The sequence below is a fragment of the Bremerella cremea genome (genome assembly GCF_039541315.1).
GTDB lineage: Bacteria > Planctomycetota > Planctomycetia > Pirellulales > Pirellulaceae > Bremerella > Bremerella cremea.
On sequence record NZ_BAABFZ010000003.1, the window covers coordinates 1,541,394 to 1,566,436 of the forward strand.

The window sequence follows — 25,043 nt, forward strand, 5'->3', positions numbered from 1 at the left end:
ACCAACCGAAGCGGCAAACAGTTTCCTATCGCCAGGCTTTCCGGCAGCGGCGGATGCTGTCGTTTCACTATAAACACGACACTCCCGACTCCCCTTTCCTTCGCCAGACAATCGGTTCGATTGCGACACAAAAAAACGGCAGCGTGCTGCTGCCGTTGGAATAATCGTCACAATTTGCGTAGTCCAGGAAGGCTGCTTAACTGGCATCGATCGCCACAGGATCCTCGCTAGGCGATGGTGTAGGCAAAGTTGCCTTCGGCATCGACATCAATCTCGACCGATCGAATCTCTTCCCCTTCCGCCATCCGGGCCAGGAACTCGCTCGACATCTCCGGCAGCAAGGTCTTGGTCAAAATCTTGTCGACGTTGCGAGCTCCAGTATCGACTTCGGTGCACCGGGCCGCGATCGCGTCGACCAGCTTGTCGGAATAATCGAAGGTTGCTCGATAGTGATCGATCACACGGCGGCCGACTTTCTTCAGCTTCAGGCGAATGATCTTCTTCATCACATCGTCGTCGAGCGGGAAGTAAGGAATGACCGACACCCGGCCCAGGAAGGCAGGCTTGAAGGTCTTCAGCAGTTCGCCATGCAAAGCTTCGCCCAGTGCTTCCGGCTCTGGCCGCGTATCCGGATCGCGGCAAAGGCTCATGATCAAATCGGTCCCGGCGTTCGATGTCATGATGATGACGGTGTTCTTGAAGTCGATGTCGCGGCCTTCGCCATCCTTCATGTGTCCCTTGTCGAACACCTGGTAAAAGATGTCTTGTACGCCGGGGTGAGCCTTCTCCATTTCGTCGAGCAGCACCACGCTGTATGGCTTGCGACGCACGGCTTCAGTCAGCACGCCCCCTTCGCCGTAACCGACGTAGCCAGGAGGCGAGCCCATCAGCAGCGATACCTTGTGCTCTTCCTTGAACTCGGACATGTTGATCGTCGTCATATTCTGCTCGCCACCATACAACAGGTTAGCCAGCGTCAACGCGGTTTCCGTCTTGCCGACACCGCTGGTGCCTGCCAGCAGGAAGATACCAATCGGACGACTCGGATCTTCCAGGTTCGCTCGCGATGTCTTGATGCTCTCTGCAATCTGCACCATCGCATGCGACTGCCCAACGACGCTTTCTTCCATCAAGTTTTGCAGCTTGAGAACCGTGGCAATCTCATTGGCGACCATGCGGCCAACCGGAATCCCAGTCCACGCCCCGACCGTTTCCGCCACGGCATTCGTGTCGCAGCAGATATGAACCAAGGGGGATTCGCCCTGAATTTTCAGCAGTTCGGATTGCTGCTTCTTCACTTCCGTACGAATCTCTTTCCGTTTGGCATCCGGTAACAACTCTGGCTTTGGTTCACCTTCGATAACCGGTTTATGACGTTTCGCATCGTCTTCGGCGAGTTCGTCTTGCAGCTCGCGAATCTGATTGACCAGTGCTTTCTCTTCTTCCCAGAGTTTGGTCAGCGTAGCCAAGTCGGCCTCGGCCTTGGTTTTGCTTTCTTCGAGTTCGGCGATCTTCTCTTCATGCCCTTCGGCACCGGCAGCCATTTCACGGCGGAGAATTTCGACTTCGGTATCGATACGATCGATTTGTCGCGTCAGATGCTCGACCTGCGGAGGCGTCGAATGCTGACTCAATCCGATCCGAGCACATGCCGTGTCCAGCAAGCTGACCGCTTTGTCGGGAAGCTGCCGACCGCTGATATAGCGACTGGAAAGCTTCACGGCCGATTCGACCGCTTCGTTCAAAATCCGAACGTTGTGATGATGTTCGAGCGTGGCGACCAGCCCGCGCATCATGCCGATGCATTTGTCTTCGCTCGGTTCTTCGACCTTCACCACTTGAAAACGCCGAGCCAATGCGGCGTCGCGTTCAAAGTACTTTTTGTATTCCGCCCAGGTCGTCGCCGCGATCGTGCGAAGCTCGCCTCGCGCGAGTGCCGGCTTCAAAAGGTTAGCGGCGTCCCCTTGCCCCGCTTGACCACCAGCCCCGATCATCGTGTGAGCTTCGTCGATGAACAGAATGATCGGCTTGGGGGAAGACTTCACTTCTTCGATGACCGACTTCAGACGGTTCTCGAATTCCCCTTTCACCCCGGCACCTGCTTGCAGCAGTGCCAGGTCGAGCGAGCGAATCGAAACGGTCTTCAGCGCGTCAGGCACATCGCCCGCCGCGACACGTAACGCGAAACCTTCGACGACAGCAGTCTTACCGACGCCAGCTTCACCGGTGAGGATCGGGTTGTTCTGGCGACGTCGGCACAAGATATCGACGATCTGGCGAATCTCGTCGTCGCGTCCCAGAACCGGATCGATCTCACCCTTCTTGGCACGCTCGGTCAGATCGATCGTGAACTGATCGAGTCCTGGCGTCTTAGTCGGCTTGGCTGGTCCACCACTGGAAGCACTACTGGAAGAGGTGGTCGCAATGGTGGCTTGCGATTCTTCTTCCTCGGAAGTCTCGGCCGTCAGCCGGGCCAGATGCTGCTTCAAGTCTTCCAGGCTGATCTTTTCCAGCTCCGGGCAACTCGACAAGACCGATTGGGCGGTGATCCGGTCAGAAAGCATGGCAATCGTGAGGTGCCCTGTCCGCACGGAAGGCTCCAGGTAATCGACCGAGGCAATCAGCCAGGCATCGCGAGCCAGATCGACGACCGTTTGACTGAGCGCTGGCGGGCGTGCGTTGCCCGTCTTCAGCTTGTCCATCGCCCGGGTCAGTTCGGCCAGCAGCTTGCTCGCGTCGATCTCGTAGTTCCGCAAGATCGCGTCGAGATCGGTGTTGGGCGTTTCCAGGATTTTGGTCAGCCAATGCTCGACTTCGACGTTGTAATTGGTTCGCGACAAGCACAAACCGGCCGCCCCTTCGAGCGTGCGCCGACAGGTTCCGTTGAGCTTTCCTACCAACGATTTCAAGTTCACGGATGCCATGGCTGGTCGATCCCTTTTCACTGAATCTCTGAATGACGGTCAGATTGGTTCATCAAGGCTGGCGCCGAGAACCTCTCGGCCAGGTTTCACCGCGACTTAGGCGGACTTTTTATCGGGGTAGCCTGCGTGCTGAAACACGGCGTCTTCGACGTCCTCTTGAAACTCGTCGTTACGAAGCCACATGTTGTAACCCAGGAAGCAAGGCGACTCTTCGCTTCCCAGGATGCACGGAGGCACTTCCGTTTTCTTCAGCACCAATTGCATATCGAAGTCGAGTGAATTACCGACATAGGTCCGCGTGAGCTGGGCGACTTCACCAAGCTGCTCTCCGCTGGGCATCAGCTTCTGATACTGCTGGTAGTCGACTGGGCCAATTCGCAACCGAAAACGCGTTTCGCAGTTCCACATGCGGTGGCCGATGACGGTCTCTTCGCCGAGCCGATTGTTGCCGCCCAACAGGCCGGCGGCGTCAGGCAATCGCGATTGATCGGCCGGGTCGATGTACAACCAATGCCCGGCGTACTGCTGCACGACCACCTCGAAGGCGAAGTAATCTTCCAGGATCTGCTGCAGGCCCAAAGCCGACCGGGGCGTGTGGGCGAAGTGCCCGGCATAGTACAGAAACGTTTCGTCGTTGATTTGCTGCCGCTGGCGAATGCCATCGGTCCCCATGCCGACCAGCGAGTATAAGACCTGCGTGAAGAGATCTAACTGCTTCGGATTTCGCGAGGCTCGTCGAGCTCGCTCGAAGGCGATCGGAAAGCGGTACTTCTCCCACGCTCGATAAAACAGCGACAAGATCCGATGATGGAATAAATCGAGAAAATCACGCAGGGCATAATCTTTTCGTCGTACTCGATCCAGAACGGTTTGCGTGTAATGCAGCGGCATCACCCCTTGGGCACCGAACAGCCCCATGAAGGTGGTCGTCATAACAAAGGGCGATTCACCCTCGGCATGGCTCTGCTCGGGGTCGGGTCGGCGACGAATGATCGACGTGACTTCGCTCGCCGGGAATGTCCGCGCGCACAAGACCTTCAACTGCACCAACTCTCGCTGGGGCGGCCCATCTTCGCCCACCGGTTGCCACTGGGCGAACGTTGCCGGATCTTCTTGGGCGACCTTTTCCAGCATTCGCATGGCTTGAAAAAAGTCGAACTGATACGGCTTCTCCATCAGTCGGCTGGCTACAGCAGCACGTTTTCGCCGGCCCTCGGTGCCCAACGATGAATCTCCTTGCCGGTCTCGTCATGGATGACCGTCTGGGTGAACGAATTGATCGTGCAGTAGAGCGCGAAGAAACGCTCGAGCACACTTGCCATCAAAAACATACCGCCGCCTGAAAATCGCGACGAGTCGAAGGTCAGATGAACACGCGTCCCACGGCAGAAGACCGTGCCATTTGGTGTCTTGACCCGGGCGGTGCATGGTTCGCCCTCGATACCTTTGATCCCTTCGACAAAGGCCTGGCTGACATTCGAGTTGACGTAGTCGTACAAGCTCAAAATCTCTCGCAAGGCATGCGAACCTTCTTCGTCGTCAATCAACGACAGATGGTTCAGCGAAAGGTGAGAAATCAATCGCCAGCGAATTCCCTGTTCGATATCGGGACGTCGAGTCGGTGTGGGTGGCAGCAGGCAGCGGATCTTGGTCACCGGGGCCAGCCCCGACATATAAAGCTTCGGCTGATCGCCCCCAAACGGCAGTCGCGCGGGCAGATCGCGATTAAAACAAGTCAACTCGGCGTGCAGACTCCACTGCGCCTGGCTGCTTGGCTGAAAGTCGAGATCGACGATCGACATGAACAACTCGGTTCCTTCGTCGCTAGTCTCGCGTCCGCCAGGATTGGAGCGCCGCGTGGCATGCCAATAGGTGCCAGCTTCCCGCGCCTGCGAAGCATGCTTGAACGAATAGAACGGATGGTATGGAACTTCGCGATTGTTTTGCGAGACCGCCGTGACTTCGTCGATCGAATAGATCTCGTTGGCAAATGGCCGCCGCGAGTCGGGGATGACGTGATATTCGGTTTGCTCGTGCGTCAGCCGAATCGGCTCCGCTTCCTGGCGATAGAGATTCGTGATCGGGGTACAACCAATCCGCAGCGTCTCAGCCGAAAGGCGGCGTTCGAGATCCGAGTTGGATTCTTTCAGGAAGATGTAGAACTCGACTTCCTCTCCGCTGACCTTCTTCAAGCAGTCGCCCAGCTGGAAATCGAAGAACAAGAACTTGTCGGGGAACGTGAAGAATTCCGTGAGCATCCGATATCCCAGAAACGATCGGGCCGGATAGTCGAACATCCCTTCGTCACGCTGAAAACCGACCGGCTCGATACAACGGGTCCCCAGCAGTTGAAAGTCGGGAGCCTTCGGGTTTCGAGCGGCAGCCACACCGACGACCGAAGTCATCAGCAGTTCGTAGAGATCGTATTTGTAAGGGGCCTGCTCTTTGATGAAGAACCGCAGCGTCTTCAGGTTCAACTGGCTGAGCTGCGTGTTCGTCGAAAACGTCTTGGCTCGAATGCGAATCATCGCCGTCGAGTCGATATTGTAGGCGGTCGCCGGAGCCTCGAACGGATGACTCATCATCTGAACTTCGGTGATCTCGATCGGCCAACAGGTCACGGGATAGCAGGTCCGAAAACGGCACGGATCGCCATCGATTTGTTCCGTTTCGAGACTGGTTCCTCGAGCGACCGTAACCCCATCGAACGCTTCGACCTGGGCTCGATCCAAGCCGAACTGCACAACCGACATCGAAGGAATCGGCCGCAGCAAGTGCGGAAAGAGGACTTCGAGCATTGACGCGGCGATCTCGGGAAAGTCGTCCTCCAACTTCAATCGCGTGCGTGCGTTCAGATAGGCGAACGATTCGATCAGTCGCCCAACGTGCGGATCTTTGAAGTCGTCGCCCCCCAGCCCGAGTCGGCTGGCGATCTTCGGATTGGCCTCGGCGAAGCTCTTTCCCTGATCGAGCAGGTAGGCACGTTCACGACGATAAAATTCGAGCAGTTCGTCGCTCATCGATCCTTCCGTTTCACATGAAATAACTGATCCGAAGGCTCCAACGTCGAATCAAATACAATCGGTTCCGGAGCAGGCGTGGCATACAGTTCAGCACGAATGACGAACTGCAGCAAACGATCCTCTTTCTTGAGCTTCGGCGAGAGTTCGACCTCCACCGAAACGAACCGTGTCTCGTAGGTGCGAATCGCAAACTCGATCGCCTCTCGTAGCGATTCCAGATCCATTTCCGAACTGAGATCGATCGAAGAGAAATCTGGAATGCCGTAATTCACCAGAGAGCCATCGAGCGTCCCCTTTTCTGGCGGCCAGCTCATGCAACGCCAACGCGTATTGAGCAGGTTCTCGAGATCCCGCATCACCGACTCGCGGATCTCACGCATGGTCTGGGTTTGCGAACGAGGTGTTTCCCGCGCGTTGAACGGTTCGTAATCGATCAAGCGATCGAATACGGACGGCATCAACGGCTGATCCTCTTCCCCCTTCGACATGCGTACTCCCTGGAATGCCGTGGCTATTTGCTGAACGTCAGCGTGCTGATTTCCATGATCGACTTCTCGTCTTCACCCAGCCAGAACATTCGCTGCCCAAGACCACGACCAGGCTCCCCTTCTTCCCCAAGCCAGGCGGTGCTTTGACCAAGCTTCTGTGTCAGGTCTTCACTTTGCGAGCTGCCAGGGTACAGCGCGTTAAGGAAGACGTCACCTTCCTGACCGTAAGCGCTCATGGTGGCGCGGCGCCAGATCAAGTCGGACGGCTGTTCCGGCGGATGGAATTCGATCGATTCGATCTCGTCGAACGGAATCCAGAAGTACTTGCCGTTGCTGGTAATCGTCTCGAAGAAGAACGCAGTGCGGTCGTCCTGGTCTCGCATGTCTTCGAACGCGACACCATCGCACGTTCCCTTGACGATCGGCCGCTCTTCGTCGATTTCGCCAGCCAACGTTGCCGCTTCGGCGAGGTTGCCTTCTCTCAGGGCCAACAGCAATCGCAGGTTCTTTTTGATCAGCGGGGTCGGCTCCTGACCTTGCATCAGGTCAGGCGTACGGCCCTCGTCCCAGCATTCGTTCCGAGTCATCTCGCCCCGGATCATCTGCCGATACATCGAGATTCGCAGGATCGCATCGGGGGTTTGAATCTGGGCCGTTTCCAGGTGCCCATCGGCTCGCTGCAAATCGCCTCGTAGACATAACAGTTGAGCCAACGCAATACGCAGGTCCCATTGCATCGGCTGCTTCTTGACGTCGGCAATCGCCTCGTCGATCGCGTCGTCGAGGTGTCCGTTCTTTAGCTTCTCACCGATGGTCATGGAGGGCTCTCGCAGTTATTCCGCAGTATGCAGAGGGTTTACGTTTATTGTCGGCGGCCTTCGATAGTGGTCTTCATGCGAATCGAAGCGACCAGGTCATCCAGTTGATAATGAGGCCATAACTTGAAGGTGCAGTGGTACGAGCCAGGCTTACCGGGGTCGTCTCGCAATGAGATCTCGGCCTGACGCAGTGGCCGAGCCGCCTTCGTTTCGGGCTTCGCCTTCTGATCTGGGGTCACATAGTCGTGAATCCAATCGTTAAGAAACCGTTCGATCGCCTCGCGACTCTCGAAGGTACCTACCTTGTCACGTGCGATCACCTTCAACGCATGGGCGAACTGTGAGGTGCAGAGGATGTACTGCAGCATGCTCGAGATCTTCGCATTCTGCGTCGCTTCGGCCTCTTCGTACTTCTTTGGCAACTGAACCGTTTGATTGGAATAGAACGCACTCAGTTCGGTATCGTGACAATGGGTCAGCGGAATGAAACCGAGGTTGGCCAGTTCCGCCTCTTGTCGATCGCTAACAATACAATCGGTCGAAGCTTTCGGAGCGATCCCTTCGCGATCGGTCCCGAAGTAGTGAACCGGCAAGCGGCTGACCAATCCGCCACCCACCACGTTTCGCTGAACGCCACGAATCTGCGCTAGCCATCCGCAATCGGAATAGGCGCGGATCAACACTTCCGCGAAAGCGTAGGCAGCGTTGCCCCACAAATAGTTTCGTCGATCGCGTCCGGCGACTTCTTCGCGGAAGCAAAAGCCGTCGGCCCGAGCATCGAAGGTCTCGTAAGGCAAACGCATCAGTACCTTCGGCATCACCAGCCCGACGAACCGGGCATCTTCCGATTTGCGGAAGGCATGCCATTGGGTGAACTCGGCCTGATCGAAGCCCGAACGGAGGTTCTCGACATGTTCGATCCCGCTGAAATCGTCCAGGCCAAACATCGAGGAACTCGCCCCGGCGATGAACGGACAGAATGAAGCCGCCGCGATCCCCGCCAGGCCTTGCAGCGTGTCGATATCGCGATGAGGATGATGCTTGGTCGCCTGCGGATGAATGTGATAATCGCCGATCATGACCCCAAATGGCTTGCCACCAGCGGTGCCAAATTCTTCTTCATAGATCTTCTTGAACAGCTCGCTCGAGTCGAACTCGATCGCTCGTTCCATGTCGCGTTCGACATCTTTCCAACTGGCGTTCAACACGCGAACATGGACCTGCTGACGATCGGCCTCTTCATCGACCATGTCGGTCAGATATTGCAGTCCCCTCCACGAGGCTTCCAGCTTTTGAAACTTAGGATGATGCAGAATCGCATTCAGTTGATCGTTGAGCCATTGATCGATCTGAGCAACGTCGGCATTGAGCCTTCTTACGAGCGACTTTTTCGAGAGCCCATCCACTTTGCCGAGCCAGGCAAATAGCCGCTCGTGGATGGTGGTCGCCGTCATGAACTCGTCCCAGCGATGCGAGGTTTGCCCCACTTCCGCGACATGTTCGCTGTCGACAATCCAGTCCAGAATCGAGATCGGCCCGGTGGTTTCCGTCGGCGCATCCTGCGGAACAGCTTGCGTTACCTCTTCGATCAGAGGCTGGGCGAGCTCTTCAGGTTGCGTTGGAAACTCAGCAGGCATGGCAACATCGCGCAGAGGAGTCGATATAAAAAGAGGCACAATAGAGTTCGTTCCCCAATGTGCCTCTTGGATTGCTCAGCAGGCGTGCATTAGCCAGCCTTTTGCGGAATGCTGGCCACCATGCGAAGCGAGGTGGTCAACTCTTCCATCTGCAGCCATGGACGCAAGTAGGCCACCGCGTTGTACGAACCTGGCTTGCCAGGCATTTCGGTGACTTCGACCCGTGCTTCGGCCAAAGGCAGACGCGCCTTGACTTCGGCACTTGGGCTCTTGTCGGCACAGACGTAGTTGTGGATCCAGTCGTTCAACCAGCGTTCACAGTCGTCGCGTTCCATGAACGAACCGATCTTGTCACGTGCGATCACCTTCAAGTAGTGAGCGAAACGGGACGAAGCCATGATGTACGGCAAACGAGCCGAAATCTCGGCGTTGGCCGTCGCGTCAGGTTCGTGGTACTGCTTTGGCCGCTGCGTGGTCTGACCACCAAAGAAGACCGAGTAGTCGGTATCTTTGAAATGGCAGAGCGACAGGAAGCCCAGCTTGCTCAGTTCCGCTTCGCGACGATCGGTGATCGCCACTTCGGTTGGGCACTTGATACCCGAGTCGCCATCGCTGCTTTTGAACACGTGCACCGGCAGGCCTTCGACCTTACCGCCGTTTTCGACACCGCGGATCGCCGTGCACCAGCCTGTCTTCGCAAACGCGTCGGTCAGCTTGGCACCCATGACGAACGCTGTGTTCATCCAGCAGTATTCTTCGTGGTCGACTTCGATTGGCTGACCACCAGGACCGGTTTCGACTTCTTCAAAATCGAACTCGTCGATTGGCTTGGTCGCCGCACCGTAAGGCAAGCGAGCAAGCGTGCGTGGCATGCACATGGTAACGAACCGCGAGTCTTCCGACTGACGGAACGCGTTCCACTTGATGTACTCTTGCGAGTCGAAGATCTTCGCCAGGTCGCGTGGACGCGAGAGCTCTTCCCAGTCGTCGAACCCGAAGAAGCTTGCGCTCGGAGCGGTCAAAAACGGGGCGAACGCCGAAGCGGCCACGCCTGACATCTTTTCCAACGCGGCAATATCGTCTGGGGTGTTATCCCATTCGTAGTTGCCGATCAGGGCGCCATAAGGCGTACCACCAGCCAGGCCGAATTCGCTTTCGTAGATCTTTTTGAAGGTGGTGCTTTGATCGAACTCGACAGCACGTTCCAGATCTTTCGAGAGATCCTTCTTGGTCGCGTTCAAGACACGCAGCTTTAGCATCTCGCCCGTTTCGCTGTTGCTGACCAGGTAGTTCAGGCCACGCCAGCTACCTTCCAGCTTTTGAAATTCTGGGTGATGCATGACCGTCGCCAACTGGGTCGAGACCGCTTCGTCGATCGCGGCGATCCCTTGGTTGATCGTACGGATAATGTCTTTGTCGAAGGTAACCGTCCCCTTCATCGCTTCTTCGACCAGCGTCTGAATCAGCTCTTTCGCGCGAGGCTGTTCGGTCTGCTTGGTCGCTGTGATCGCAGCATCCAGGAGGCTGGTTGCTTCTACGTTTTGGGCCGCTGTTTGAGCGGATTGTTGTTCACCGGCACTCATGACTATGCATCCCCTTTGTCAGCATCACCTGAATCTTGGACGCCCAATTCACCAGCCAATTTCTTGAGCTGTCCGGCGTCGTTCATGACCTGTTCCAGCAAGGTTTCCAGGTCGTCGCTGCGATCGATCTTGGTCAACAGGTCACGCAGATTGTCACGCGTTGCGAGCAGCTTTTTGAGGGGTTCGATCTGCTTGGCAACGTTAGCTGGGCTGAAGTCGTCCATCGACTCGAACTTCAAGTTGACGGCCATTTGCGAACCATCGTCCGCCAACGTGTTGTCGACACGCATATTCAGTTCGGGGCGGAATCGCTTCATCACGTCGTCGAAGTTATCGCGATCGATCTGAACGAACTTGCGATCCTTGAGCGGTTCCATCTTTTCGGCTGGGTTGCCAGAGAAATCTCCCATCACCCCAACCACAAATGGCAGCTCTTTCTTTTCCATGGCATCGCCTGTTTCCACATCATAGGTGATGTGGACGCGAGGCTTGCGGACGCGATTGAGCCTCTTTTGATAACTTTCAGCCATCGTTTCCCCCCAATGTCAGTTCTTATAGCAATGCGTTGTGAAATAGGATTCGCAGCTAATCTGGTCAGCACGCATCGTTACCGGCCAAGTTTTTGCCCCAACTTAACCTGACCTCAATTTCGGGGAATTGATGTCAGATTACAATCAAACTGTCAGAGATATTATTGGAAATCCATTAATATCCACCCTCGTCGTCTGGTATCGGAATGCCCGTACGACGATGCAATTCCCCCATCGCAGAATCGTCACGCAACAACTCTTTGAGCAGTTCCGGAAAAGGCATCTCGGCCCATCGCGCGGCTTGCTCGAGTTTGAAGTGAATGAACGATTGCGGCTCGGTCTTGCGGAAGTACTCGGCCGCCTTGCGAATCAGTTTGATGGCGTCGGTTCGCGACTGGATCGCTCCCGCAACCGCCTTGGGTTGGTCTTGTGTAGCTTCGCCTTCCTGCGCAGTTTCTTCCACGGCCGGCGTTGCTTCCTCGAGCAAAAGCTCGGAAATCAGTTGTTGTACGGTCGATCGCGTTGCCTCAAGCTTCTGACGAAACGAGGTCATCGACGGCGAGGTATCTTCGCCAAACGAGTTGCGGACGCAACGTTCGTCGAGGTAAGTCGCCAGGTCCCGGATCGTGTCGATGATGGTGTCGAGATCTTCGAGCACATCATTAAAGTGTTCGCGTGGCGTAGCGCGGAACGACTCGTCAAACGTGTGTCGTTCGATCGCCCCTTCCGTGATTCGCCGTTGACGCTCTTCCGTGGACATCCCTTCGATACGGTTGGCTTCGTTGAAGTCAAAGAGGGAGTAGTTCCCCCCTCCACCGCTGGTCAGTGGCAACGCATCCAACACGCCGAAGGTTCGTTCGCTGGTCAGGCCGGTCAGTTGCGAAACCGTCTCGGCGTAGCCTTCGTCTTCGTCAGGCTGCGGATGGATGCTATCCCAATAGCGACGGCAGATTTCCTGCATCACTTTGAAACCATCTCGCAAGCCCGCAATCCCCTCCAACCGCATCTCGGCTTCAATCAGCCACGAAGCGACCGATACGTCTTTCGAATAGTTTGTCAGGACATGAATCGAGCGATCTCGAACTTCTTCCCACTGCGGGTCCTTCAAGTCCGGAAACTCTTCATCCGGAAAGGCCATCGCCGTTTGCAGCTCGCGCTCGGCTTTGTTCGATTGATTGAAGATCTCGCGCAGGTCGAAGAACTCGTTGGCATATTCCGAACCACGAAGCTCCACACCGCTCGGATTTTCATCCGAGATCGGATTGATCAACGTTTCGACGTCGAGGACCTGTGGGAATGCCATGGCAGTTCATCTCGGACAGACTGGTAAACGAAATGGCCGCGAAAGTATAAGTGTCAAAATGGGAGTTTCAACAAAAATATAAGGCTGAAATTTGCTCAGCCGTATATTCGTCAAAAACTTCCTCTCTGATTCTCTCGGCACTCCCCACTAGCAGGAATGATTCCGATCGAGCAAATCGCTACTCTTTAACAGGCCAATGCTTACGACTAAGTCGTTTGACGCAGAACGCGACCCAGACGCTCGAGAATGGCTTGATGCAATCGGCTTGCCCAAGACTTGCTTTTGCCAAGGTGATCGGCCGCCTCCTTGAGGCTTAACCCTTCGTAGTAGGTCATCCGGATCAGGTCTTGCTCTTGCGGAGCCAGGGTTTGCAGCAGTTTCTTCAGCAGCCGATGGATCTCTTCGTTCTCGAGTTGCTCGTCAGGTTTTTCCACGCGAGCGTCCGCAACCGCTTGAATCGCGTCTTGCGTATCTTCGCCGTGACTGGCCAGGTAGATAATCGCGAGTTTTTCCGTCAGGTTGCCAAGCCATCGGGCATTTTCTTCGATTTTTGTCTGGGAAGGTTGTCCCCGAGTGCTCTCCGCTTCCAGCGTATCGGCCGCCATCTGCTGGTATTTGTTCTGCATGCGAGCCGCATGCGAATTCCAGCTCATCTTCGAGATGCCGTCGTATATTGCCCCTCGAACACGATAGTAGGCAAATGTCGAGAAGCTCGCTCCACGTCCTTCCTCGAACGACTGGGCGGCTTCGGCCAGCCCCAATTGTCCATAGGCGATCAGGTCGTCCATACCGATCTGCGGCGGCAGTTTGCGATGGATTGATTTCGCCAGTGAGATCACCAGGCCTTGGTTCTCTTGGATGCGTTGCTCAAGTTGGGTCGCGTCGGCAGACATGGATCTAACTCGATTGAGACCAAAGAGTACGCATCCGCTCGGCGGCCGTGGGGTCCTCGAGCAACGACTGGGCGATTGTCGAGGCCATCGTCAGAACTTTCTCGTTCTTCAGCGGCAGATCAGGGTAGCGCCGCTTGAGATAGACCAGCACGAAATAGGTCATCGTGTCGATCTCGCTCGGCTGAGCGTTTGGGTTCTTTTTGCGAAGTTCTTCGATCACCTCGAGAACATCATCCGCTTGCCCGGAATCTTGCGTGCGGCGCAGAACATCCTCCAACGACCATTGCTGATCCGATGCTCCCTCGCGCGACGGTTCCGAATCCCAGCGTTCCGGATTCATTCGCATGTCCCCTTTTTCAGAGTCCGATCCACCAACTTGCGTGGCGAATCTGGCGGGTGCTTGACCTCGGCTTGCCCTCGGCCAGGGTCTTCCACTTAGCGTGAGTATACCAATCGACCAAACCATTCCAATTAGCTGGCTTAGGTTTCGCCGTCACGCTATCGTCATCGACCGAGTTTAACGATTACGAAGAGTCTAAGGCAAAAACAATCGACGCTAGCGTCTGGGCCGGTGGTAGTGTTTCTTTCTGATCTTCAGAAAGTACGGGTTTTATTGAGTTTGCAGATAGTCGCTGCCGAAAAAGAACGTGGGGTTTCACCCAGAAGCGTGGTGCTAATGACCTATGCGGCAGATCCAACCCAAGCCGATCGCGCACCGATCGCCCCCAATAACTGTTTGCTTCCGTGGACAAACGGTTAGCCCCGCACGATCGACCCAGGAGGGAACAGCAGCGATGCTCCGTCGCTACACACGATGGATGGTGGTCCTCAGCACGTGCCTGACAACATGCTTTAGCGGTTGTCTGCACCAGTGCTGGAAGGGCTATGACTGTCCAGATCCTCCTGCCTACGACGAATCGCTGATCGCAGAGTACGCCAACCGTGGTCTGAAGATCGAGGATCCTGCCCCGAATGTCTGCGAAGATGACGACTGGCTGGAAATCCCTGAATCTCCCGATTCGATCACGCCTGAGAACATCGACTTCCGCAACGGCTACTGGGACCTCTCGCTGGAAGAAGCGATCCGGCTCGCTCTGCAAAACTCGCAGGTGATGAAAGATCTCGGCGGTGTGCTGCGAACGCCTGAGGCGGTTGTCTCGATGTACGATCCCGCGATCGTCTATACCGATGGCCGCTTCGGTGAAGAAGCCGCTTTAAGTGCGTTCGACGCCACCTTCGGCGCAGGCGCCTACTTTGAATCGAACGATCGCCGAATCAATAACTTCACCGTCGGCGAGAATGGTTTCTTCCAGCAAGACCTGCACAACTATCAGGTGAATCTGAGCAAGCGGAACGCGACCGGTGGTTTGGTCAGCTTGCGCAGCGTTACCCAGTACGACTACAACAACAACCCGCAAAAGATCTTCAGCGCCGGTTGGGATACCTACATCGACGCCGAAGTCCGCCAGCCTTTGCTACAAGGTGCAGGCGTGCAGTTCAATCGGATCGCCGGTCCCAACGGCGAACCGGGCTTTGCCAACGGTGTGCTGATCGCACGCACGCGAACCGACATCAGCCTGGCCGACTTCGAGATCGCGGTGCGAAACCTGGTGAGCGATGTCGAGAACGCCTATTGGGACTTGTTCTTCGCCTATCGCGATCTCGACGTCAAAATCAATGCACGTAACAACGTGCTCGAAGTCTGGAAGAAGGCTTACGCGAACGTTCAAGCCGATAAGAAGTCGGCCGATACCGAAGCCCAGGCCCGCGAACAATACTTCCGCTTCCAGGTCGAAGTGGTCAACGCGTTGCATGGCCGCCTTGTGGAACGCACCCGCGGTCACAATGGTTCGGAAGGTGGTACGTTCAACAACCCAGGTGGCGTCCGCGTGGCGGAACGTCGACTTCGTTTCATGATGGGTCTGACGCAAACCAATGGCCGTTTGATTCGCCCCGTTACCGAAGCTCCCGTCGCCAAGGTGAACTTCGACTGGTCGGCCATCGCAACCGAAGCGCTCGCACGTCGTCCGGAACTTCGTCGTCAGAAGTGGGTCATCAAGCAGCGTGAGCTGGAACTGTTGGCCAACCGCAACTTCCTGATGCCCAACCTCGACCTGGTTGCCCGGTATCGCCAGCGAGGCTTTGGCCCGACCCTTTCGGATCAAAGCAGCATTCCAGGCGAATCAGGTGCCTTGCAGAGCCTGACCGACGGTGACTTCGCCGAGTATCAACTCGGTGTTGAATTCGAGATGCCCATCGGTTTCCGCCGGGCCCACTCGGCTGTCCGCAGCAGCGAACTGGCCTTGGCCCGGGCCAAGGCGATTCTGGACGAAGAAGAAAAGCAGATCATGTACGGTCTGTCGAATTCATACGCCGAAATTACCCGTGCGTACGAGATCATGGAACTGCTGTTCAATCGACGTGAAGCAGCCAACGCTCAAGAGGCCACGGTTCGTGCCAGCTATGAAGCGGGCAAGGCGCCGATCGACTTGCTGCTGGAAGCCCAACGACGCGTGATCGATTCGAGTGCCTTGTTCAATCAGGCCCGTATTGACTACGCCCTGGCGATTAAGAACGTCCACTACGAAAAGGGCTCGCTGCTCGAGTTCTACCAGGTCTCGTTGGCGGAAGGCCCATGGCCGCAGAAGGCTTATAACGATGCCTTGATGCGTGACTTGAACAAGCGTCGAGCCCATTCCGACTTCATCATCAACAAAGCGGTGATCGGCCAGCCAACCAAGATGGACAACACGCTGGTTGCCAAACCGCAGAACAACGACATCACGCCGAAGCAGGCTCCGCTCGACTTGCCAACCCCGGCAGAAATCGACGCGGCCCCCGTGCTGCCAACCGGATCACTTCCACGACCGCACAATCCATTGCGGACCGCCTCGAAACCGAAACCACTCGCCGCTACCGTTCAGCCAACCAGTCATACTTTGGCACCGGTTGAACGGATGGCGGAAGCTCCGATTATCCGAGCCCCGGCCAACGGTCCGCCCCGGAACATTACGTTCGGCAACGACACGCCAAAAGATTCGATCTGGCTGCACTAAGCGCACGTCACCTTGAACGGTTGTGATGTGCGACACCAATTCGACGACGAGTCGATCTCCAAGGACATCCGAATCCCTTTTGTAGTGATTCGGATGTCTTTTTTTAAGCCGTGGCAGGCATTACTTTGGGTCGAGGTATTCCAGGCGACGCTCGAGTTCGCCTCGGTTTTGTTTGAGATGCTCGACCTGTTGGCGACGGATCGAGAACGAATACCCTGGGCTGCCATCTCGCAGCAAGACGACCGAGTTCAAAATCAGATTCGCTTCCGTCGCGGTCTTGGCGTTCTCTAAAGCCTTGCCCATCGCTTCGGCCGGATCTTGTCCGGCGTAGAGGGCAAGATACTCAATCGCCCGCACGCGCACGAGGTTCTCAGGATCCGATTCGGCCAGCTTCACCAACGTTCCCTTCAGCGGCAACGCTTCGGCCCCGTGCCCGCTGCACGCGATCACTCCCCAATAACGCTGCCATGGATCGGAAGAAGCCAACGCCTTCGCGATGTCGGACTGGGCATCCGCGAACGAACCTAATTGCAGGTTAGCAATCTGCTGCAGAGCCGCGATGTCGGCCTTGTGCTGCTGACCGAAAGCGACCGGATTGGCTGCGGCGTTTTCGGCCAGATAGCTCTCTGGATAGAAACCCAAGTCCGGCATACCGACCACGATTTCATCGAGCCGACCACGAAGCTCTTCCAGAACTTCCTGGTGCATAGGATCGCCGGCCAGGTCGTTGATCTCATAAGGATCTTCCGAAACGTCGAACAGCATCTCAGCCGGTCGGGCCTGGAAGAACTGGCTTTGCGGGCCATCGAGCTTCTGGGCATCGAACCATTCTTTCCAGTTCTGGTAAGCAACCATCTTGTAGCGATAGTTGTTCATCATTCCGTCGAAGTTGAATGGCTGGTAGTTGCGAATGTAGCGATACTTGCCCTTTCGCAGCGTTCGCACCATGTCGTACTTTTCATCAAAGCGATCGGCGTAGCCAAAGGACTCGTCACTTTCGACCAACTGCTGCTCGCCCAGCCCGAGAAACGCGTGACCATCGATCTGATCAGGCACCTTCGCACCTGCCAGGTTCAGCACCGTCGGGCCGAAGTCGACAAAGCTGACGAACGGCTCGATGCGGCTGCCGGTCGTCTGCGGCAGTTGCTCGCGGAACTTCTCGGGCACACGAATTACCAGCGGGACATGCAAACCAGTGTCGTAGGCATAGCCCTTGCTACGTGGCAACACGCCGCCATGATCGGCGAAGTAAAAGACGAACGTCGAATCGAGCAAGCCATCTTCCCGCAACTGATCGACCAACTTGCCGACTTGTTGATCCATTTGCTGGATTCGATCGTGGTAGCGGGCGTAGGTGTATTTGAACTCTTTGCTTTGCGGATGATAAGGCGCGACAAACACCGCTTCAGCATCGTTCTCGGTTGGCTTGTTGTCGATATCAGCCGCAGGAAAGTGCAACGAACTTTCATGCGTGGTCGTATACGTTTGCACGTGAAAGAAAGGCTGCCCAGGCTGGCGATTTCGCCACGAAGCCTTACGTGAAGACTCGTCCCACACGTCCTTCGACTTCTGGGCGTTGTAATCTTCTTTGCTGTTGTTGGTCGTGTAGTAGCCTGCTTCTCGCAGATACGCCGGGAACATCTTCAAGCCTTCCGGCATCGGCACGATGAAGCTCTTGCGATGATGAAAGGTCCCAATCCGCGGTGAATAGCACGAGGTAATCAATGTCGTACGCGCGACGCTGCACACTGGAGCGTTCGAGAAGGCGTTGTCGTAAGTGAGTCCTTCTTTGGCGAGGGCTTCGATGTTCGGCGTGGAAGCGCCAGTCGGATCGAACCATTTCAGAAAGTGGCTCGAGTTGTCTTCCGACATGATCCAAAGAAAGTTCGGCTTCTCGGCAGCGAACGACGACGTGCTGCACGCAACCAACAGCAAGAGCGACAACAAGAGACGTGGCATGATCGAATCTCTAGGGGGGAGGGAGCGAGGTGAATGTCTCTATACCATCCTCTGTTTTCCCGCGTGATTCAACCGTTTAAACCTCGGCCAGGAAAAAGACATAGCCGTATTGCTGCCCAAACCGTGAATACATCGCCATTTCTTCCTCGAAAGCCGCGGCTACCAGTTCCGCTTCCTTTCGATCAGCATAGCTGTCGACCCAGGTCGCAAGCCGCTCAGAGATCGGCCCGTAATAGTTCTGCCAATCGCTATCTGGAAACACGAAGCTACTTAGCAACCGAAATCCATGCTCTGGCAACAACTGTTCGACCTCCCCGCGCGAGCGAAGTGCTACGCCTTCCCGTTTCCAATAGGCGTCGACTTCCGCGTCGGGGGAGTCCGTCAGCCAGACCAGATCACTGACAGCCAGAACGCCGCCGGGCCTGAGAAGCGGATGCCACAATCGCAAAGCGTTTTCGAGCCCAATGCTGTAGACCGAACCTTCGCACCAGACCGCATCGAACGAAGTCCCTCTCGGCCAAGTGGTATCCATGCTTTGCTGACGGATGTGAACGCGATCGGCATAGCCTCGCGACGCCGCTTCGACTTGCAGCTGCTGTAGGAAAGCACCGCAGGTATCAATCGCCGTGATCTTCGCGAAAGTCTCCTCGGCCAGCAGCATCGTCGAGATACCGCGACCACAGCCAAATTCGACGAGCGATCGCCAGGTTCGTCCTTGGGTTGCCCTCGCGATCGCCTGGCAGGTCGTCGCTACGCTGCCCGGCGACATTCGCTCAAGGCCTTCAAACAGGTCGATGATCGCGTCCATTAATACCTCGCTAGCTCATTGGTCACGCCACAAGCATGTCATCGCATTCGACATAATTGTCGCCTGATCCGACACCATAACGGGGCGAATTCGCCTCGATGTAGGACTCTGCGCATTACTACTCGGTTCGCATTCTCAATCGTCTCCAGATTCCCGGCTAGTTCTCGCGAAATCACGCAATGGCCCTAGAAAAACAGAGACCTCCACCTAGACTGGGTATCGAATTTGCCGAACAGGGCAAAGTGCGTCCCGCTTTGTTGGAGGAAATTGTCTAGGACGCGGTTAACTAGATCCAGGGGCACAGCCAGTGCCGTGCCCCGTTATCCAAGGAACTCGAGAAGCATGACGATTTTTCCAACCCCACGGAAATCGCCACGCAAAGGTTTCACACTTGTTGAACTCTTAGTCGTGATCGCCATTATTGGCGTCCTGATCGCTTTGTTGCTGCCAGCGGTGCAACAAGCTCGGGAAGCTGCCCGGAGGATGCAGTGCAAAAACAACCTCAAACAAATGGGTCTCGCCCTGCACAACTACGTCGACACGTATCGTGTATTGCCAATGGGCTGCACGGTCGACTTGTCCTCATCCGCCAGTGCCAGTAATGGCTCGTGGGGCGTGCATGGTCGAATCCTGCAGTTCCTGGAACAAGGCAACGTGTACGACAACGTCGACATCACGATTGCCTGGGACTTCCAGACCGCAATCGATGGCCTGAAGATCCCTGGCTACGGCTGCCCAAGCGATCCCGGTGCCGGTCGCGAACGCGATCCAGGCAGTGGAAAAGTGAAGTTGTGGCCGACCAGCTATGGCTTCAATTACGGAACCTGGTTCGTCTTCAATCCTTCCAACAAGCAAGGTGGAAACGGGCTGTTCTATCCGAACTCGAGCCTCTCGTTCCGTGATGCGACTGACGGCTCTTCCAACACGCTGCTGGGTGCTGAAGTGAAGGCCTGGACTCCTTACTTCCGCAATGGCGGCCCGTCGACGACGACCATTCCGAACACGATCGCCGATGCCGAAGCGATCATTGCTTCGGGTGACGAGTTCAAAAACACCGGTCACACCGAGTGGCCTGACGGTCGCGTGCATCACACCGGCTTCACCGTCACCATGCCACCGAACGCGAAGACCTCGTGCTCTAACGGCGGCACCACGTACGAAGAGTGCGACTTTAATTCGTGGCAGGAAGGCAAGGACGGCAACTCTGGTAGCCCGACCTACTCGATCGTCACCTCGCGAAGCTGGCACCCAGGCGTCGTCGATGTGGTGATGTTCGACGGGAGCAGCCGCTCGATTAGCGAAACGATCGACCTGACCATCTGGCGTTCGCTCGGCACGCGTGCCGGTGGCGAAGTCGTCTCCGACTTCTAATTGCCAGACCCGGCTTTGCAATGAATCAAGAAAACGGCCTGAATTCCTTCAGGCCGCTTTTGTTTCTTGGACGATCCTCGCACGCTCACAACACGCAGAGGACTTTGCCGTCGAAGTAGTAGATCTCTTCGTGCTTAAAACCCCAGCGTCCTTCCGCTGGTCGAATATGGGGCTCGAACGTGAACAGATTCACTGAACGTAAACTTCGTGCATTGCCCTCCTCGATATAACTACGTGCGGCCAGATTGGTTTCGATCGTATGGCCGTAGTTGCTAAGAAAGTCGAGTTCCACGAATCGGAGTTCCTGAATCTCGTCCTTCATAAATCGCCACAGATCATCGAAGCTCATGTCGGGCTTCGCAAACTGCTGCAGGCGAGCATGCAAGATGGCGAGTGCTTCTTTGCCTTGCCGAAACTCAGTATCTTCAGGCTCGCGGACAGCGTGGCTATTTTCAAAATAGAAGCTTCGGGCACAGTCACCCCAGATGCCTTCTCGACAGGGACTCAAATCGATGGTCACAAGGTTGAAATTCCCGAGTGGCTCGTCGGCAGGCACGTAATTTCTACCCGAGATCGAGAGACACGATCGCGTTCCGATTAGTACCAACGCCGGACAATCGTAGTACCACGTTTCGGTAATTCCGCGATCGGCAAGCATCTGCTGGGCACGCCTGGCGATTGTCGCTTCCGTATCGGAAACGATCAGGGTGCCTCCGATTTCGGCTAAGACTTCTTTCGCAATTGCTTGAACCGCCTGATACTCTTCGACCTGCCGCATCGCCAGATTCCTTCACCGAATGAAAAGCCAAAATGAAGCGAACGCGTACCATCCAAGCGTAGGGCAATTTGGTGGCGGGATCCAATCCATCACCAGGTCCTCTACTTTTGGGCCATTCTCCAAAAACCAGAAGCGGGCTTTCCACGCACGCTGCGGACAACTAGTCTGGGCTGTTGACCAACCACCCTCTCGAAGCTGATGTGCTTGCCGGTTTCGCGCGACGATTGCTTGCGAAACGGCGAAGTAAGACCCCATTCGCCTTGAGCCCCGCTCCTAGACCTGCCACCTGAATTTGAAAATCGATTGCCATGCTGAAGACTGTCTCTCTCGTGCTCTTGGCCCTGCTCGTTTCTGCTTCCCTGCTGACATCGCCGCTGCATGCCGAGTCGGAAGATCCCACCACGCTCATGTTCCGGGCCACGGTGAAACTGAGTAACCCTGGTTCCACCGGGACCGGTTTCATTCTGACACCAGACGAAGGCAAAACCTTCATCCTGGTGACCGCCAAGCACGTGCTCGACAAAACCAACGGCGATGAAACATCGGTCGTCTTTCGCATTAAAACGGCGGAAGGAGAGTACAAGAAGCAGTTGGTTCCGCTCGCCATCCGCAAAGATGACAAGCCCCTGTGGGTAAACCATCCTGAACAAGACGTCGCCGCGATCTACGTGACGCCGCCAGCAGACGCTGACCTTCCGCATCTTCCGACGAGCATGTTGGCGACTGATGAGCATCTGCGAACCATGGGTGTTCACCCAGGCAGCAAGATGACCATGCTGGGCTATCCGCATCGCGAAGAATCGAGTGAGGCAGGCTTCCCGATTTTGCGAGAAGGTCCACTGGCCTCATTCCCGGTTCTGCCAACCAGCAAGACACAGACGTTCTACATCAGCACCAGCATCTTCAGCGGTGACAGCGGCGGCCCGGTCTTCACGACGCATGCCGGCGAAGAAGAAGGATCCGGAGAGCAGCCGCTGATCATGGGAGTGGTGCATGGCCAGCGATTTATAAATGATACGATGAAGGGGAACTACATGACGATCAAAACCCATCATCAGTTCGGGCTGGCAATCATTGTGCACGCCTCATTCGTTATCGAAACCATCGAACTACTGAAATAGAGAAGCGTCAGTCACTCTTCGGTATCGGCCGGAGGGTGATACTCGACATAGATGGTACGGCCTTCGATCTTCGTGACTGTACCAAAGTCGATCTTCTCCGCGGCCGCTTGAACGTCTTCGACGGGCGAGATTTTCAGCGTATAGACTCCGCCTGACTCGTACCCTAGCGTAAAGTAGCTTTGGGATCCGTCCAACCACGCTGAGGTATTTTCCTGAATGGCTTTACGCTGCTCGCTTGTTTCTGTACCAGAGATGACCAGCACAATCTGCTTTTCTTGAGAGCATCCACTGCAGCCGATCATCGGCAACAACAATAGAACCAGCATTCCCAGATAGATTCGCCGAGCAGCGTTTCGCATTGTTAGCCATCCTGATTCCAAGGCATGTATTCGCCAAATGCGGCGTTGAGTCCCATCCCAATCAGCAGCAACAAGCAGACCCCACCAATGAGCGCGGCCACGTTCGCCGCGAAGTCAGCACTGCTGTTCTCTTCCAGTGCCTCGTAGCTCCAATCGAGCTCGGCGTCTTGCTCCATCACGCGATACAGCACACTCCGCACGAAGGCCTGGCGGTCTTTGGTGTCGCCAGTCGCCGCGAAATAACAACCGCTGAACAGCAGCGAGTTGTGGGCCGCACGTGGATTCTTATCAGGCTCATAACCAAACGAGTTGGCGACAATGTTCGTCAGGCACTCACTGAATCGACCGCGAATCTTACACAGCAGCTCGAACAGCTTCGGATTGCCTGGCCGACGAAGCCCATCTTTCTCGCGAAACAGCAGGTACGTCCAATCCTCGAACGCCCCGGTCGCATGCTGCGAAACCGCTTCCAGTTGCTCGGCGATCGGAGGATTCCAGACATTGAAACCTTTGCCGAAGCGTTGTTCCTGGACACGCTTTTCGCCGACGCGTCGAATCAGTTCGAGGAAGCCTGGGGCACTTTCCATTTCAGTAACCAGGGCCGTCACACTGCATCGCAAACGTGTCATACCGCGGATCACATCCAGGTCGCTTTGAATCGCGACTTGAACCGGTTCGCTGGCATCTTCGACCAGTTCAAACGGCACTGTGACCAGCATTCCATTGATCGGACAGACCGGGCGACGGGCTTTATTGATCAAGGTACAAACGTACTTTAAACGTTCCATCTGATCGGTCAGGTCGGCCTTCGATTGCCGCATACCGGCCATGCCAGGTGCTGGCGCATCGGCACTGAACGCCATCGTCTGCCCTGCGTCGAGTCCTTGACCAAAGTTCATCGTTGCTCCGATTCCGGCCATTTGCGGAGGAGCTTCCATGAAGTGCTGCTGATCGTCGTCGTCCGCGCCAAGCGTATGGTCTGGTAGCGGTTCGTTGACCAGGCTTTGTTGGCCAGCTCCCGCGACAATCGTCTGCCCACCTGGGATTTCTCGCATGGAAGGAGTCGCTACCTGCGAACCTGGTCCGGACCGACTTTGGAAACCTTCAGCCAATGTGGAAAGACAGGATGCCTTCGTCAGAAAGATGAAGATGGCGTCGGAATTGGCATACCAGTGCAACGCCGCCGGTCCCTGGGCAGGGTCGGAAACGTTGAAACCAAATCCCGAGGCACGCATCAGGTTGCTGGCGCGACGCTCGTCCTGGTTGCCCAGCACTAGGAACAGGGGCGTACTGCCCAAAGGAATGCCATGTTTGTCGAGCTCATGAATGCCTTGCTTCCAGGCCTTATCGATATCAGGGAAATCGGAGGTTTCTTCTTCCATCCAGATCTTTACCACGTAGTACGATACGACCGGGATCACGATCATCAAAAAGAGCACGGCCAGGCCGGTCTTCCAGTCGAGCAAATAGTCGGTCCACTGCGCGGAGGTGCCTGAGAACTGGAACGAGATACCGAACGAGATCAGCACAAAGAAGAGAAACAGGAACACCAACAGCGCAATGCGTGTCGGAACGGTGATCTTCCCCAGGTTCCGCACGCCGGGTACGGCCGAGGCCAACGTGTTGAACGCGGTGAACGGAAGAGTGAGGTAGTAGATGACGTTGTAAATGAATGACATCATTTTCGAGAACCTTCGGTTCCGTGCTGCCGGATTTCAACCAGCACCGGCAACTATTTATTAACCCCAAACATCAAAAAGTAACCGATACAAATCGCGACCATCACCACCGCAAACAGGGTCATGTTGATCAGCTTGTTGTAACCGGTCAGCGGTGGAGCCCCTTCGCCGGGCTCAGGACGGTCGATGATCGGGCTGCGACCAATCGCCAATTGAAGTGCCGAAGCGGTCTGCTTGGCCCAGGTATCCAAGTCGGCCGGCAAACCATAGTGCTGGGTATACTGCAGCGAATGCGGATGGCCATACAAACCGCGGAAGCCAAGCACGACGCAGACGTAATAGACTTCCAGGGCGTCTTTATTCGGCAAGCTTTGGGCTTCACGTGCCGCGACAAAAAAGTGCTCGAACGCTTTGCCGCTGTGGAAGCATTCGTATTCCAGGTCGTTGTTCTGCCACCAGTTGGCACCGTTCCATGGTGCGGTGATCAGCATCTGATCGATCCAACCCACCAAAGCGTACTTGGCCAATTCCCACTCGGCGGTCTGTCCGAGCAGATTCTCGGCCGTATCAATCCGCTTCTTCACGCGGATTCGCTCCTGACTGGGATCGAGCGAGTTCCCGTCGCGCTCGATCCGATCCAACAGATCGAGCATACAGAGAAAGATGGGATCGACTGCTTTGGCAAATTTGGGGGTCATTCTGACTCGATTTCC

Annotated in this window: 20 protein-coding genes; 3 read left to right on the top strand and 17 right to left on the bottom strand. The window is 55.9% G+C overall.

What is annotated here, in order from left to right; genetic code table 11:
• Positions 1-227 precede the first annotated feature (227 nt).
• The 11 genes from tssH to ABD890_RS08535 form a co-directional block, all read right to left on the bottom strand.
• Positions 228-2,924 (bottom strand): type VI secretion system ATPase TssH, encoded by a 2,697-nt coding sequence (gene tssH / locus ABD890_RS08485; protein ID WP_345087830.1) that lies wholly within the window; start codon positions 2,922-2,924, stop codon positions 228-230.
• Between the two features lie 96 nt (positions 2,925-3,020).
• Positions 3,021-4,148 carry a type VI secretion system baseplate subunit TssG gene (gene tssG, locus ABD890_RS08490; RefSeq protein WP_345087832.1) on the bottom strand — a complete coding sequence of 376 codons (1,128 nt, stop codon included), beginning with the start codon at positions 4,146-4,148 and terminating at the stop codon, positions 3,021-3,023.
• The gene (tssF, locus tag ABD890_RS08495) at positions 4,112-5,944 is read right to left on the bottom strand and encodes a type VI secretion system baseplate subunit TssF (RefSeq protein WP_345087834.1); all 1,833 of its coding nucleotides are present in this window, start codon (positions 5,942-5,944) and stop codon (positions 4,112-4,114) included. Before tssF ends, tssG begins: the two co-directional genes overlap by 37 nt.
• Positions 5,941-6,435 carry a type VI secretion system baseplate subunit TssE gene (gene tssE / locus ABD890_RS08500; RefSeq protein WP_345087836.1) on the bottom strand — a complete coding sequence of 165 codons (495 nt, stop codon included), beginning with the start codon at positions 6,433-6,435 and terminating at the stop codon, positions 5,941-5,943. The genes tssF and tssE overlap by 4 nt, the downstream gene beginning before the upstream one ends.
• A 23-nt stretch (positions 6,436-6,458) precedes the next feature.
• Positions 6,459-7,253 carry a type VI secretion system accessory protein TagJ gene (locus tag ABD890_RS08505; protein ID WP_345087838.1) on the bottom strand — a complete coding sequence of 265 codons (795 nt, stop codon included), beginning with the start codon at positions 7,251-7,253 and terminating at the stop codon, positions 6,459-6,461.
• A gap of 44 nt (positions 7,254-7,297) precedes the next feature.
• Positions 7,298-8,890, bottom strand: coding sequence for a type VI secretion system contractile sheath large subunit (tssC, locus tag ABD890_RS08510; RefSeq protein ID WP_345087840.1), 1,593 nt, complete (start codon positions 8,888-8,890; stop codon positions 7,298-7,300).
• Positions 8,891-8,979: 89 nt separating this feature from the next.
• Positions 8,980-10,473 carry a type VI secretion system contractile sheath large subunit gene (gene tssC, locus ABD890_RS08515; protein WP_345087842.1) on the bottom strand — a complete coding sequence of 498 codons (1,494 nt, stop codon included), beginning with the start codon at positions 10,471-10,473 and terminating at the stop codon, positions 8,980-8,982.
• Between the two features lie 2 nt (positions 10,474-10,475).
• Complete coding sequence (gene tssB / locus ABD890_RS08520; RefSeq protein WP_345087844.1) at positions 10,476-11,003, bottom strand: type VI secretion system contractile sheath small subunit; 528 nt, start codon at positions 11,001-11,003, stop codon at positions 10,476-10,478.
• Between the two features lie 175 nt (positions 11,004-11,178).
• Entirely contained in the window at positions 11,179-12,306 is a 1,128-nt protein-coding gene (tssA, locus tag ABD890_RS08525) for a type VI secretion system protein TssA (protein ID WP_345087846.1), read from the bottom strand.
• A gap of 206 nt (positions 12,307-12,512) precedes the next feature.
• Positions 12,513-13,199, bottom strand: a complete 687-nt coding sequence (locus ABD890_RS08530) for a sigma-70 family RNA polymerase sigma factor (protein WP_345087848.1) — start codon at positions 13,197-13,199, stop codon at positions 12,513-12,515.
• Between the two features lie 4 nt (positions 13,200-13,203).
• A complete protein-coding gene (locus ABD890_RS08535; RefSeq protein WP_345087850.1) occupies positions 13,204-13,545 on the bottom strand; it encodes a hypothetical protein in 342 nt (113 codons plus the stop codon).
• A 448-nt stretch (positions 13,546-13,993) separates the two neighbouring features.
• On the opposite strand from ABD890_RS08535, the gene ABD890_RS08540 reads away from it, so the two are divergent.
• The gene (locus tag ABD890_RS08540; RefSeq protein WP_345087852.1) at positions 13,994-16,255 is read left to right on the top strand and encodes a TolC family protein; all 2,262 of its coding nucleotides are present in this window, start codon (positions 13,994-13,996) and stop codon (positions 16,253-16,255) included.
• A gap of 120 nt (positions 16,256-16,375) precedes the next feature.
• Here ABD890_RS08540 and ABD890_RS08545 read toward each other — a convergent pair whose 3' ends face one another.
• On the bottom strand, positions 16,376-18,214 hold the full coding sequence (locus ABD890_RS08545; protein ID WP_345087854.1) for a sulfatase-like hydrolase/transferase: 1,839 nt from the start codon (positions 18,212-18,214) through the stop codon (positions 16,376-16,378).
• A 76-nt stretch (positions 18,215-18,290) separates the two neighbouring features.
• The gene (locus ABD890_RS08550) at positions 18,291-19,022 is read right to left on the bottom strand and encodes an SAM-dependent methyltransferase (protein WP_345087856.1); all 732 of its coding nucleotides are present in this window, start codon (positions 19,020-19,022) and stop codon (positions 18,291-18,293) included.
• A 342-nt stretch (positions 19,023-19,364) separates the two neighbouring features.
• Between ABD890_RS08550 and ABD890_RS08555 the strand changes: the two genes are divergently transcribed.
• Entirely contained in the window at positions 19,365-20,393 is a 1,029-nt protein-coding gene (locus tag ABD890_RS08555) for a DUF1559 domain-containing protein (protein WP_345087858.1), read from the top strand.
• Positions 20,394-20,478: 85 nt separating this feature from the next.
• Here the strand turns inward: ABD890_RS08555 and ABD890_RS08560 are convergent, their stop codons facing one another.
• The gene (locus ABD890_RS08560; protein WP_345087860.1) at positions 20,479-21,171 is read right to left on the bottom strand and encodes a M24 family metallopeptidase; all 693 of its coding nucleotides are present in this window, start codon (positions 21,169-21,171) and stop codon (positions 20,479-20,481) included.
• Between the two features lie 308 nt (positions 21,172-21,479).
• Between ABD890_RS08560 and ABD890_RS08565 the strand changes: the two genes are divergently transcribed.
• Complete coding sequence (locus ABD890_RS08565) at positions 21,480-22,292, top strand: trypsin-like serine peptidase (RefSeq protein WP_345087862.1); 813 nt, start codon at positions 21,480-21,482, stop codon at positions 22,290-22,292.
• Between the two features lie 11 nt (positions 22,293-22,303).
• On the opposite strand, the gene ABD890_RS08570 is transcribed toward ABD890_RS08565, so the two are convergent.
• The 3 genes from ABD890_RS08570 to ABD890_RS08580 are packed head-to-tail and all read right to left on the bottom strand — an operon-like array spanning position 22,304 to position 25,028.
• Entirely contained in the window at positions 22,304-22,651 is a 348-nt protein-coding gene (locus tag ABD890_RS08570; protein ID WP_345087865.1) for a hypothetical protein, read from the bottom strand.
• 2 nt (positions 22,652-22,653) lie between these two features.
• Positions 22,654-24,333: a type VI secretion protein IcmF/TssM N-terminal domain-containing protein gene (locus ABD890_RS08575; protein WP_345087867.1), complete on the bottom strand. Its 1,680-nt coding sequence runs from the start codon at positions 24,331-24,333 to the stop codon at positions 22,654-22,656.
• A 50-nt stretch (positions 24,334-24,383) separates the two neighbouring features.
• A complete protein-coding gene (locus ABD890_RS08580) occupies positions 24,384-25,028 on the bottom strand; it encodes a DotU family type IV/VI secretion system protein (protein ID WP_345087869.1) in 645 nt (214 codons plus the stop codon).
• Positions 25,029-25,043 lie beyond the last annotated feature (15 nt).